Annotated in this window: 7 protein-coding genes; 5 read left to right on the top strand and 2 right to left on the bottom strand. The window is 37.8% G+C overall.

The window, feature by feature from the left end:
• Positions 1 to 626 precede the first annotated feature (626 nt).
• Genes E0Y80_RS07980 through putP form a run of 5 tightly spaced genes read left to right on the top strand, consistent with a single transcriptional unit; the run spans position 627 to position 11,367 of the window.
• Entirely contained in the window at positions 627 to 3,866 is a 3,240-nt protein-coding gene (locus E0Y80_RS07980) for a SusC/RagA family TonB-linked outer membrane protein (RefSeq protein WP_156307125.1), read from the top strand.
• Between the two features lie 12 nt (positions 3,867 to 3,878).
• A complete protein-coding gene (locus tag E0Y80_RS07975; RefSeq protein ID WP_156307124.1) occupies positions 3,879 to 5,402 on the top strand; it encodes a SusD/RagB family nutrient-binding outer membrane lipoprotein in 1,524 nt (507 codons plus the stop codon).
• Between the two features lie 43 nt (positions 5,403 to 5,445).
• Complete coding sequence (locus tag E0Y80_RS07970) at positions 5,446 to 6,918, top strand: S10 family peptidase (protein ID WP_156307123.1); 1,473 nt, start codon at positions 5,446 to 5,448, stop codon at positions 6,916 to 6,918.
• Between the two features lie 53 nt (positions 6,919 to 6,971).
• Positions 6,972 to 9,845 (top strand): tetratricopeptide repeat protein, encoded by a 2,874-nt coding sequence (locus tag E0Y80_RS07965; protein ID WP_156307122.1) that lies wholly within the window; start codon positions 6,972 to 6,974, stop codon positions 9,843 to 9,845.
• A gap of 25 nt (positions 9,846 to 9,870) precedes the next feature.
• The gene (gene putP, locus E0Y80_RS07960; protein ID WP_156307121.1) at positions 9,871 to 11,367 is read left to right on the top strand and encodes a sodium/proline symporter PutP; all 1,497 of its coding nucleotides are present in this window, start codon (positions 9,871 to 9,873) and stop codon (positions 11,365 to 11,367) included.
• 109 nt (positions 11,368 to 11,476) lie between these two features.
• Here putP and E0Y80_RS07955 read toward each other — a convergent pair whose 3' ends face one another.
• Together E0Y80_RS07955 and E0Y80_RS07950 are read right to left on the bottom strand one after the other, a co-directional pair.
• On the bottom strand, positions 11,477 to 12,328 hold the full coding sequence (locus E0Y80_RS07955; RefSeq protein WP_156307120.1) for a TraB/GumN family protein: 852 nt from the start codon (positions 12,326 to 12,328) through the stop codon (positions 11,477 to 11,479).
• Between the two features lie 88 nt (positions 12,329 to 12,416).
• Positions 12,417 to 14,288, bottom strand: a complete 1,872-nt coding sequence (locus E0Y80_RS07950) for a CocE/NonD family hydrolase (protein ID WP_156307119.1) — start codon at positions 14,286 to 14,288, stop codon at positions 12,417 to 12,419.
• Between the last annotated feature and the right edge of the window lie 24 nt (positions 14,289 to 14,312).

Raw genomic sequence — 14,312 nt, 5'->3', positions numbered from 1 at the left:
TTGAGGGTATGGTTCCGATTATTGGTAAGGGATGCCACCGCTCTGCGGTTTTGTGGTTCCGCCAATTAGTTAACGATAAAGTTCCGTTTGGTGATTGATGGTATGGTTCTGGTAATTGATGTGATATGTTCAGTCTAGCGCTGTTATAGTACTATGGAGCATCAATTCAGGCCTCTTCCGATATTCTATACAACTTTATTTTTGACATTAGACAATAGACAACTGGCAGTCATCTTAATACTAACTACTAACTACTAACTACTAACTACTAACTACTCTTTGTCTTTCGTCTACCTACTCCATTACATATCTCAAAATTATTACAGTGGATTCTTAACGTATATTGTCCATTCGTTTACGTATTCAGGCAACTAGCATGTAATCGTTGAAACATATATTTTATGATTTTACTTTTTTTATATATTGGTTTAATCAATCAGCCGAAGGGCCGAAAAAAAATTAACCGAAATTACTTTAATTAACCTGATAGGCCTAACCTCCTATCATATTTCAATAGCATTTTTTTATTAACCAAATTACTGAGATATGCGTATGACTGAACTACCTCCTTAGATTGTATTAATTATCTATTAATTAAACCGAACATCTAATTAAAACCAGAAATTATGAAATCTAAAATTATGAAACGGAATATTCCCCAATTTATTCCAAACATAAGCACCTTTAAGCCTAAAAGCGTTTTGAGCTTGGTACTATGTACTGGTTCAATGCTATTATGGACAGCTGTTGACGCTAGTCCCCACCGTTTGTGGAAATCAAATTCAATTAATTTTTATTCTAATAATTTAGCTAATACTACCCAACAGGTAACTGTACATGGAATTGTTGTGAATGGACAAGGTCAACCTATCCAAAATGCCTCAATCCGTGTAAAAGGATCTAATGAGGGTTCGCAAACAGATGCTAAAGGAGCTTTCTCCTTTGAATCATCTCAGTCAAGCGGAACTCTGATTATTAGTCATATGAGTTACCAAACCAAGGAAGTACCTATCGTATCAGGATCCGCTATGCGTATTTCAATGGAAGATGATGCATCTAACCTTGAAGAAGTGGTAGTAACATCATTCGGTATCCAAAGAGATAGGAAAACCCTTGGATATGGAGTTGGAGAAGTAAAAGCAGACGAGCTTGCGAAGGCACCTACAACAGACGTGACCAATGCTTTAGCGGGACGTTTGGCAGGTGTGCAAGTAAGTGGATCTGGAGGTGGTTTCGCTGGGTCGAATATAACCATACGTGGTTTTTCTACCTTCACAGGTAGTAACCAGCCATTGTATGTCGTAGATGGTATACCATTGGATAATTCAGGTGGAGGAAACTCAGTAAATACTGGGGTAATCAATTCCAGCCGAATATCTGATATCAACCCACAAGATATCGAATCGATGAGTGTTCTGAAAGGCGCAGCTGCTACGGTATTATATGGTTCTCGTGCAGCCTCCGGCGTAATCTTGATTACGACAAAGAAAGCCAAGAAAGGGGTTAGAAATCAAGTTTCTGTCGGAACAAATACGGCAGTTGGAATGGTTTCAAGAATGCCTGAATTCCAGAATGAGTATGCCCAAGGAAGTAATGGAAATTATAACAATTCCGTAACAGGATCTTGGGGACCTAAAATTGCAGGACAAGAGGTAACAAACTGGTTCGGTGATAAGGAAAATTTACAGGCATTTCCAAACAACATCAGTGATATCTTAAAGAATTCTGTGAGTTCGGTTAACGATTTAAGTTTTACTGGTTCTGGAGAGAAGTTTGACTATCGCGTATCTTATGGATACACCTTAGAAACGGGTCTTCTTCCGAACAATGAACTAAAGCGTAATAATATTTCTGCAAATGTATCCACTCAATTGACGGATAAATTCAAGGTCGGAACATCCTTTTCATATGTCAACAACGTATCCGATCGTACTCAAGGAGGTAACCAAGGAGCCAACCCATTATGGAGGGGGATCTATGCACCTAGAAGTTATGATCTAACGAACATGCCATTTGAGGATGCCGAAGGAAATCAGTTATGGTTTGCTCCAGAGGATCATCCACTATGGTCCATAGCTAATGTAAGGAACAATAGTGAAGTCAATCGTTTTTATGGGAACATCAATTTGAAATATGATATCCTTCCATGGTTAGCTGCTGATTTAAAGGTAGGAGCTGATGTTTTCAGCATGACCTCAAAAGGATTCGACAATAAAGGAATACGGAGTAATGGAAATACAAGTTCAGCAGGAGCAGGAGGGGTACAGGATAGAAGTATTTCCATGAAGAATATCAACTCTTATTTTACCTTAACAGCAAATCGTAAAGTTTCAGAAAATTGGAATTTGATTGCAACCGTAGGAAATGAAATAATTGCTAACAATAGAAATACGCTTCAGTCAACAGGATTGGGTATTGTTCTTCCGGATTTTGACAACCAAAGTAACTTTCTAACATTTAACACGTCCGGAACGATTACAGAAAACAGACAGATTGGAGTATTTGCGGATGTTGTTATGGACTTTAAGTCATACCTGTCTTTAAACGTAAAGGCAAGGAATGATTTTTCATCGACTTTATCGAAAGGAAACCGTTCTATCTTCTATCCAGCTGCCGCTGTAAGTTTTGTATTAACAGAGGCATTCCCTGAACTGAAATCGAATGTCTTGACATCTGCTAAGATCAGGGCGAATGTGGGTGAGGTTGGTAAAGGAACAGATCCATATGCGACAAATACCTATTATGGTCGTTCAAGTGCATCCGACGGTTTTGTATCGACTTTAGTAAGCTTTCCTTTTAATGGATTAGCAGGTTACACCTTGAATAATAGTGCGGGAAATGTTGATCTTCAACCTGAATTTACGAGAGAATACGAATTGGGTACGGAGTTATCATTCTATAGTGGAAGAATTAGTTTTGAGGGATCGGTTTATAAAAGAGATACACGTAATCTAATTTTTGCTGTTCCGGCACCATCATCTTCGGGATATACCTCTGTAGTAACGAATGCGGGTAGTTTATCCACCAAAGGTATAGAGATGATGTTAAATTTAGTTCCGGTTCAAAAGGAAAACTTTACTTGGCGTTCAGGCTTCAATTTCACCAAGTTTAAATCTATTGTGGAAGAGCTTGCTCCTGGTGTGAACAATATTTCGATTGGAGGATTTACATCGCCAAACGTTCGTTTGGTTGCAGGTGAGGAATATGGTCAAATTTGGTCAAATGCATATCAACGCGACGATATGGGCCGAATGATTGTCAATGCCAATGGTCTACCTAAACCTACGACAAATGTTCAGAAAGTTGGAAATCCGAACCCTAAATTTAATTTAGGTTGGACCAATGATTTGAATTATAAAGATTTCTCATTATCCTTCTTATTTGACTTTAAATATAAAGGCGATATCATGTCAAGAACCATCGGTGACTTGAGGATTCAGGGAGTTGCAAAGGAAACCGCGGAATTTGAACGAATCGACGGATCAGGAGAAGTTGCAAAACCGTATTTATTTGAAGGAGTTTATGAGGATGGAACAACCAACACAACTCATGTAACGGCACAGCAATATTATAGTTTGCAAGGTAAATATGTAGCATGGGAAGGGTACGTTTTAGATGCCACATTTGTGAAATTAAGAGAGGCTAATTTTACCTATAAATTACCGGCTAGGATTTTTGAGGGGCAGAAATTTATAAAAGGAGTTACGGTTTCCGTGTACGGAAGGAATTTATGGACCTATTCTCCGAATTTCCCGCATCTTGATCCAGAGCAGAACTTATTGGGAATCAGTAATGCCAGGGGATTGGAATTTGGATTTAGCCCAACTCCAAGAACAATTGGTGGAAGTGTAAGATTTAGCCTATAAAATTGAAACAACATGAAAAAGATATTTAGTTTATTAACCGTCGCTACATTATTAGGAGCAGCCTCATGTAGTTCTTTTTTAGATGTAAATGACGATCCGAATAATGTTACCAAGGTAGGTATCAATCAATTATTACCATCAGTAACAGTGAATGTAGGATATTTTGGCGCCAGTGACTTATTGCGTGTTGGAGGAGTTTTTGTTCAACAGTTCAGTGGGCAAGGTCCTGTTCAGGGACACGTTGCCTTCAAAGAATATGAGCGCTACAATGTCAATGATTCAGATATAAATAACCAATGGGTAGCCATATTTGGTACTACTTTAAGTGATATTGCTGTCTTGATAAAGCAAGCAACAGAAGAAGGGAGTCCGCATTATGCTGGGGTTGCCAAGATCTTAAAAGCCTATGTTTATCAAATTACAGTAGATACTTGGGGAGATGTTCCGTATTTCAATGCAGCTTTATTCGGTGAAAATCTGAAACCAGAAGTAGACGATGATGAAGCAATTTATACCGACTTAATTCGATTGATTGATGAGGGCTTAGCAGATATCAATGCTGGTACATCGACGGTATCGCCAAATGCAAGCACTTCGATATATGCATCGAACAGTTGGGCTACCTCCAAAGAAAAATGGGAGCGTCTGGGAAATACCTTGAAGCTCAGGATTTATCTACATTATTCTGCAAAGGATCCTAATTTTACGAAACAAAAATTGAATGAATTGATCAACTCGGGGGCGAAGTTTTTTGCAAGTAATGCTGATGGATTTCAAATGGATTTCTTGAATACGCCACAGCGTCAAAATCCAATTTACAGTATCGAGTTAGGGCAATTCCGAAATCAGTTTTTACCGAACCGCTATATTGTTGATTTGATGAATAGCAATTCGGATCCAAGAAGAGAAACCTATTTCACGCCATTTCCATATTTCTCTAGTCCGAAAACCTATAAAGGAGCGAGTGTTATGGATGCCAATGCTTCAAGTGAATACTCTAGGTTGAATACCTTCTTGTATGGTTCTGTGACCTCCTTTAATTCAAGCTTAGTAGATCCAAAAGGCGCATTACAGACGGGAGCAATTTTGTATGGAGGAGAGGCTCCAGCAAGATTATTGACCTTTGCAGAGTATAATTTTATTCGTGCAGAAGCAGCTCTGATGTATGCTGCGGCAGGAGATGCACAGGCATTTTTTGAAGCAGGGATCAAAGCTTCGTTTGAAGACAATAAATTACCGGCCGCTGCTTTGACAAGCTACTTGGCTAGTAAAGGAACTTTGACAGGAACCAATCAACAAAAATTGGAACAGATTATCACAGAAAAGTATATTGCCAACTTTGGTGTACTAGTAGAACCATGGACCGATTATCGCAGGACAGGATATCCTGCATTAACGCCATTGAAGAAACCAACGGCCATCTATGATGAGGTTCCAAGGACTTTATTTTACTCTCAATCCGAGGCGAACAACAATCCAAATATCAAACAAAAGACAAGTTTGCTGGAAAGAGTATTTTGGGATACAAGACAATAATTTATAAATTCCGATTATAATCAATATTAACATCCATTTCACTATGAAAAGATACATTTTATTATTATCAGCTTTAATTTTAGCCATTGCGGTGCAGGCTCAGCGCATCCCATATGCGGATAGCACAATTGTTACAAAACATTCTATTGCTGCAAATGGTCAGAAATTTGGCTATACTGCAAAGACAGGAACACAGCCTGTTTGGGATGCAAACGGAAAAGTTTTGGCAACTGTTCATTACACTTATTATACACGTGATGATATCAGCAACAGGGACAAACGCCCGTTAGTTATTTCATTTAATGGAGGTCCAGGTTCAGGATCTGTTTGGATGCATTTAGCCTATACAGGACCAAGACTATTAAACATCGATGATGAAGGCTATCCATTACAACCTTATGGAGTTAAAGAAAATCCTTATACCATCTTAGATGTTGCGGATATTGTTTATGTAGATCCAATTAATACAGGTTATTCTCGTATTCTAGATGAGAAGGCAGACCGTACACAATTTTTTGGGGTAACTCAGGATATTAAGTACTTGGCAGAATGGATCAACACCTTTGTGACAAGAAACAACCGTTGGGCATCTCCAAAATATTTGATAGGTGAGAGTTACGGAACAACGCGCGTTTCAGGATTAGCATTGGAATTACAAAATGCACAATGGATGTATTTTAATGGCGTTATTTTAGTATCTCCAACAGATTTGGGATTGAAGAGAGAAGGAGCGGTTGCGAAGGCCAATGTATGGCCTTATTATGCTGCAACAGCATGGTTCCATAAACGCTTGACTCCAGAATTGCAAAATAGAGACCTCGACGATCTGTTGCCCGAAGTGGAGAAATTTACTTTAGAAGAATTATTGCCGGCAATCGCAAAAGGTTCCAGTATTTCTGCTGCAGAGAAGTCAGCTGTTATCAAAAAAATGGCTAGGTATTCTGGATTATCAGAGACTATCATATCACAGAATAATCTAGATATCCCAACATCCTTGTATTGGAAAGAATTAATGCGTGATAAGGGGCAAACGGTTGGCCGTTTAGATTCCAGATACATTGGTTTAGATTTCCGCGATGGCGGTGAACGTCCTGATTATAATGCGGAATTGACTTCATGGTTGCATTCATTTACTCCTGCGATCAATTGGTACTATACAAACGAATTGAAATATAAAGCGGATGTAAAATACAATATGTTTGGACCAGTACATCCTTGGGACAGAAGTAATGATAATACGGGATTAAATTTAAGACAAGCGATGGCAGCAAACCCATTCTTGCATTTGATGGTTCAATCGGGATATTATGATGGAGCGACAGATTATTTTAATGCGAAATATAATATGTGGCAAATGGATCCATCAGGTAAATTGTCTTCGAGGATGAACTTCGTTGGATACCGCAGTGGTCATATGATGTACTTACGTAAGGAAGATTTAATAAAAGCGAATGAAGATATTCGTCAGTTTATTAAGAAATCTTTACCGGCTGCAGATCAAGCGGCAAAATACTAGTGTTTTTTTATCAAGCCAGCCTTTTATAGGCTGGCTTTTATTTCTTTAATGCTATGCGATTAAAACATCTTATTCTTTTACTATTTGTTGGCATGGGGACAGTAAGTGCCCAGGACCTGATCAATGATACAGAGGCAGTCAACCTATACCTAAAGCAAGAGAAGAGCAAATCCATTCAGTCCTTAAAATCGGATACGAAATCTAAGTATTCAACTTTAAATCATTTATTGGATTTGGGAGAATGGAAATTGGTCAATGAAGAATTAATAAATGGGAAAAACATAAATGCAGTTGATGCAGCAGTTTTAAAGTTTAAAATAGCTTGGTTAAATAATGATTTTAAAACAGCTGAACATGAACTTCATCAATTAAAAAAATCTGCACAAGGTGATCTCAAGGTCCAAAGAGCCTTTGCCTTATTGAAAATTGAGGCTTGGGAATTAGAAACTGCTGAAAACATGAGCAGGGAGCTTTTGAAAAAAAATCCGAACGATATTGAAACGAGCCTAGTTTTAGGTCGCGCATTAATGCTTCAAAAGAAATATCCAGATGCATTAGCATTAGCGAATGATTTAATTTCAAAGAATCCAAAAGATGCTGCGGGATATTTTTTAAAGGCCGATGTATTCTTTTGGGATCAAAAACCTAAGGAAGCCGAGGAAGTTCTGAAAGAGGGATTAATATTGAATCCATTGAATGCGGACGCACGATTCTATTATGGTTATGCAATTTGGCGTAGAATTGATGCTACTCAATTGAACGATATGGTCGCTCAATGGGAGATTGCATTAGCACTTAATCCATTACATTTTCAATCCCATTGGCATTTAGGAAATGGTCATACCAACCTAACCTATGCAGATTACGTAGATGAAAATGAAAAGGTAATTCGTCAAGAATTAGAATCGGCAGATCATCTTTTTACCAGCAATAAAATTGAAGAGGCATTAGCACAAGTCAACACAATTGAAAAGGCTCACAGCAATTCAGTTCTTCCATCCATGCATGAGGCATCCTTACTGTATAGTGATTTTGATGCACAAGATAGAATGGCTAGATTAACAAGAGCTGAAAATATTTTTCTAGATATATTAAACAAGAAAAAACATTACGGTCCTGCACATAATGGACTTGCGGCAGTGATTAAATCAAAACGCATTCCTTATTTAAAGACCTACGAGACGATCATGACTTCCCTAAAGAACCCAAAAATCAGCAATATGGATGATTTTTTGGAGATCTTTCCTGATGTAGCCTATTATCCAGGCAGTGTGGCAAAAGGGATGGCTTGGAATCAATTATATACCTCGACGGTTTACTTTCCTTTCTTAGTGAAGCAACATCGCTTATTTGTTATTCCTCCTCTTCATGTCGACTTAGCTTTAGCGATGAAGGCACCTTATTTTAGATTCAATTCTACATTTGACAATCGACAATGGATGGATATTAGAGGAGTTGGATCAGGAGCAGCTGCCATTGAATATGTAGAACGTGGAGCATTTGAAGAACGGAATGTGCTATTGCATGAATACGTTCATCTGTTTCATGGTCAAGTATTAACAGATGCTCAAAATAGAAAAGTTCGAGAGCTGTATTATAATGCCATGGAAAATGGACTTACCCTTGATTATTATTCCCAGAATAACGAGTCTGAATATTTAGCACAAACCTATCCGGCATATTTCGAAAAGGTCAAAGTTCATCCTTTGGATTTTAAATCGATGAATACCTTAAATGATCTCAAAAATAAAGACCCAAAGATGTATGCTTTTTTGGATGATATGATCAGTAAAGAGAAAGCCTATTTAAATGGGGACAAAAGTGCGATGGCATCCAATTGGTCTCAGGTTTATGTGAATTTAGCTCGCAATTCTTCAAAGAATGATCTGAAAGAAGCCTATCAATTTTTAGATACGGCCCTTCAATATGATCAACAATATTTACCGGCGCATGTAAATTATGCGGAATATCTTATTTCTGAGGGGAAATATAAAGAGGCAATAGAACATTTAAACAAGGCCAAGCAGATTGATTCAAAACATGCTCCAATCTATTCTGTTGAGGGAAATATGCTAATTGCAAATAATCCTGATAATTTAACGGGTCAGGCTGAATTATTGAAAAAGGCCTATGACATTGAGGTGGATTATATGGAGAAAGCCAAGAACTCAGGAATTCTCAGGAATTTTTATTTTCAACGTGGGATGCTAAAGGAGGCGATGGCAGTTGCCGATGAGTATGTGAAAAATGGATCCGAGATATCTACTTATCTTAGAGATAGGAAGGATGATTCCAAATCTTTTAATGCATGGCAAAAATCCTTATTAGGTGATGCAGGAAAAATTGCTGATTTGTCCTATTTAGCTTTGCAAAAACCTCAAAATTATAGTATCCGGACTCAACATATTGAAGCATTAATAGCCAACGGGAAATATGATGAGGCTCTGAAAAACCTTCAACAGATCTATAGAACACTACAGGCATCGCAAGTCAATAGACCAGAATTCGAACTGTTATTTGCCGAAGTCTATGCGCAGCAAGGGAATCAGAAAGAGTTGAATGAGTTTTTGGACAAATTAATGGTTCGAGGTGGAGATCCATCACGATTAGAGCCCTTATATAATCAAAGGTTGGTGAGATTGTTAGCGTCAAATAACCGAGTGAATGAAGCCTCGTTATTTTTGGGGAAATTAAAAACAAGCAACACTAGATTTTACTATGCTTCAGATTTAACCAGCAGAGCATTGATCAATTTAAAAGGAAATAGAACATCTGAAGCACTGAAGCAATTAGACGGTGCATTGGCGACTTATCCTTATCAAATGGATGCTTTAAAATTATTGAAAGAATTGAGTAAAACGGATAAAAAGGCGGAGGAAATCTTAGCGAATCATTTAAAAAGAATGGAGATAACTCCAATTTTATAGCATCTTTATATTTTAAACTAAATACATGAATACATACGAATTAATTTCCATTGGCCTTTACATGTTGTTGATGATCCTGATCGGGTTTTATTCCTGGAGGAAATCCACGAGCAATTCTGAGGAATTTTTAATTGGAGGGCGAAAAATGGGAGCTGCCGTAACTGCATTATCAGCAGGAGCAGCAGACATGAGTGGTTGGTTGTTGATGGGATTGCCTGGAGCAATGTATGCTGCTGGCTTATCGAGTTCTTGGATTGCCATTGGATTAACCATTGGGGCGTTTTTAAATTATGTACTCGTAGCTCCGAGACTTAGGGTGTACACGGAGATTGCAAACAATTCCATCACCTTACCCGTATTTTTTGAAAACCGATTTCATGATAAAACACAGTTGTTGAAGATCGTTTCTTCAATTTTTATTCTGGTGTTTTTCACTTTGTACACTTCAGCGGGTATGGTTTCTGGAGGAAGGCTTTTCGAATCGGCATTCAATATGGATTATTATACCGGTTTGTATGTTACGACCTTTGTTGTTGTATTATATACCTTTTTAGGGGGATTCCTTGCTGTAAGTTTAACAGACTTTGTTCAGGGTACCATTATGGTAACCGCATTAGTTATTTTACCGATTGTTATGGTTTTTCAAATCGGCGGAATTGGAGAGACCTTTGACATTATCGAGAAAAAGGACCCGAATTATCTGGATCTATTTACAGGTACAACGACTATTTCGATTGTATCGTTGTTAGCTTGGGGATTGGGATACTTTGGCCAACCTCATATTTTGGTGAGATTTATGGCAATTGAAAACGTCAAGGATATTTCAAAAGCAAGAAATATCGGAATCAGCTGGATGATCTTTACGGTAGGTGGAGCGATGTTGGTGGGCTTATTTGGAATTGCCTATTTAGCTAAGTTCGATACGGAAGCGATGGTGAAATTTGATGGTTCTAAGGAAATGGCAGAGACCATCTTTATCTATGCCTCTAGAGTTTTGTTTCACCCATTGATCGGAGGATTTCTTCTATCAGCTATTCTTGCAGCGGTCATGAGTACAATTTCTTCACAATTACTAGTCACATCAAGCTCGATGACAGAGGATATCTATAAAACATTTTTTAATAAGCAAGCCTCCGCAAAGAATATGCTGTTGGTGAGCCGCTTATCGGTACTTATCGTGGCCATTGTTGCCCTATTACTTTCCTTAACTCCTAAGGATAGCATTTTAAATTTAGTTGGAAATGCTTGGGCAGGATTTGGAGCGGCTTTTGGACCGATTATTCTGCTTTCCTTGTTATGGAAAAGAACCACTGCTATGGCAGGATTGCTGGGGATGATTGTAGGCGGCGCGGTTGTTTTATTATGGGTTTATATTCCTCATGATTACAAGGATGTCTACGAGATGATTCCTGGGTTCATTTCAGGATTTTTAACCATAGTTTTAGTGTCGCTGTTTTCAAAGCCAGTTTCACAAGAAATTCAGGATGAGTTCGATGAAGTAACACGCATCGTCAAATCATAGTTGAATAACAGATTTGAAGTGCCGGTCCTAAGGATCGGCGCTTTCTTTCTTTAACAAAATAAGCCGATCTGTTTCAGATCGGCTTATTTTGTTAAGTATAAACTCCGTATTAATTTAAGATAGGAGTAAGTTTATAGCCTTTATCTTTTAAAAGTTGAATAACTCCATTTTTACCTAATAAGTGACCAGCACCTACAGCAAAGAAAGTTGAATTGTTCTCCATCATAGCAGGCATTTTTTTAATCCATTCTTGATTGCGCTTATTTAGCATCAATTCTTCTTTTTCTGGACTCATAGAAGATGTTTTTGCAAATAATTCTTCCATTTCAGCAGGTTTATTATTGAAATAAGCCGAAACTAATTTTTTAGTTTCACCTTTCATACTATCCACTTCTTTTAAGTAGGTATATAAGTCCTCTGCTTTGAATAATCCATTGATTAAATCGATTTGGAAATCCGCTGTTTCCAGTTCGTCCACGGGTTTACCTTCTCCGCCTTCAAGTTTCAATAATTCCATTTCCATTGATTTCATGTCCTGAGGACTTTGACATTCGAAGGACTGCATCGATAAAAGGGAAACAATAACAGCAGGTGCGAATTGATCTAATATCTCAGAAGAAAGATTTTTAGAGGTCAGCACGCTATCGATAAGCTGTTTTTTTTCGGGTCCCAATCCTTCAAAGAAATTTGGAACAGGTCCCATTTTAGCTTGCATAGCTTTCATTGTTTCTGGATTCGCAGCATTTAATTCCAATGCAATACGGTCGGTAGTTTTAATTGCGTTTTTGACTTTATCTTCAATTTTGAAATCCGGAGCACAAGCCATATGGATGGTTCCAAATACATAGGAGTCTTTTTTAAGTCCGTTTCCTGATACTTTCCATAAGAATGTATCGTTGTCCTGGGCAAATAAGGCAATTGACATCAAGAATGCAACCGCTGTTAGAAATAATTTTTTCATATCAATGTTTAGTGTAAATTCATCCTATAAGTATTTGGTTTTACAGATTCGTTACAAGAAATATGCAAAAAAAATCTTCTTGATAAATTTATTTTTCACCAAGGCTGCTGAACATTATTTTACTTGGATGATTTTTGTCAAAGTATAGACGATGCGTATTCTTCAAAAAATCCTCTGCTTTAGCTTTATAGATGTCCATAAATTGATTAGGATTTCTATCTGTCAATGGGAACCAAGAATGTTGCACCTGCACCATGATTTTATGACCCTTCTTAAAAGTATGGGCGACATCAGGAAGGGTAAGCTTAACAGAAGTTATTTCATTTGGTTTAAATGCTTCAGGTTTGCTGAAACTATTACGGAATTTTCCACGTAGGATTTCACCTCGTACCAACATTTGGTATCCAGGCATAACCACTTTGTCGTTGATTGCAGAAGTGGCAGAAGTAGAATCAGGATAGACGTCAATGATTTTAACGATAAAATCAGCATCTGTACCCGTCATTGAAACATTCAAATCAGCAATTACAGGTCCAGCGAAAGTAAGATCTGAAGCTAAGGCCTCCGTTTCAAACACTAAAACATCCGGTCTATTAGCAACAAATCGTTGATCAGAGATCATATATTCCCTTGTTCTATTTTCAATAATTCCTTCCTGAAAAGGAACTGGCTTATTCGGATCACTTACATATTCAACAAATGATTCAACATTTTCTTTCGGAGAAGAAGAAATGCTGCCATCTGCATTTAGGTAAAGTTCTTCTGATTTCACATCCTTTGCTGGCCATTGATCAAATGTTTTCCAGTTGTTTGATCCTGTAAAGAAAATATTAGCTTCGGAAGGGTTGAAGGAGCCTTCTCCCTTCAAGTAATATTCAAAGAAAGGAAGCTCAAAATTCTTCTGATAATCTAAGCTAGTTTTTTGTCCGAAGCGAATGTCGCCGAATGAATCACCCTCAGAACGTACCCATCCGCCATGGAACCAAGGTCCCATAACCAAGATGGAATTATTGTTCTTGTTTCTTTTTTCAATCTGCTTATAGGTTTCGAAGGCTCCGTAAGTATCTTCAGCATCGTACAATCCACCTACGACCATTACGGCAGGTTTAACTTCATTCAGATGGTTTGTAATTGTTCTAGCAACCCAGAAGCTGTCCAAAGTGCTATGTTTTGCTAAATTATCCCAGAATTTTACGGTATGATTTAAGTATTTATCTTTTAATCCAGAAAGGCTAGGGTTTTCCATAAAGAACTTCGCATAATCTTTTGACTGAAGTTCAAATCCTTTTGGTCCATTTTCGTTGTTGATTGGCTTTGGCCGAGGAGCATCAAATGTGTACATGAAACGAAAAGCATCCATTAAAAATAATGCTCCGCCATGGTGAAAATCATCTCCGATAAACCAATCTGTAACAGGAGCCTGAGGAGACACTGCTTTTAATGCTGGGTGGGATTCTACTAAGCTAGCTGTAGCATAAAATCCTGGATATGAAATTCCGTACATCCCTACTTTTCCGTTGTTTCCTTTTAGATTCTTTACTAACCAATCTATAGTGTCATAGGTATCTGTACTTTCGTCTATGCTATGTTTATTTTCTTTGGTTTTAGTAGGGCGGATGTCTTCAAAAGTTCCCTCGCTCATCCATTTACCACGAACGTCTTGATAGACAAATATATAACCCTTCTTCATCATTTCCGGGAAGTTTCCTAAACTAGCCTTGAACTTGCCTTCACCATAAGGTGCGACCGTATAAGGTGTGCGGTTCAATAGAATAGGGTATTTTTTTGATTTATCCTTAGGTGTATATATGGATGTAAACAACTTTGTGCCATCGCGCATAGTGATATATTGTTCAATCTTGTCATAATGCTCTTTTACATAGTCTGCGTTAGCATCCTGACCATTGCTTCGTAATCCAAATAGGAGAAAAAGGATACAAAGTACCAGTAATTTTTTCATTTGGTAAGGTTTTTTATTTTAGTT

The sequence above is a fragment of the Sphingobacterium endophyticum genome (assembly GCF_009733535.1).
Taxonomy (GTDB): domain Bacteria; phylum Bacteroidota; class Bacteroidia; order Sphingobacteriales; family Sphingobacteriaceae; genus Sphingobacterium; species Sphingobacterium endophyticum.
Note: the sequence above shows the minus strand (reverse complement) of the source record. Positions and strands in the feature narration are given on the sequence as shown.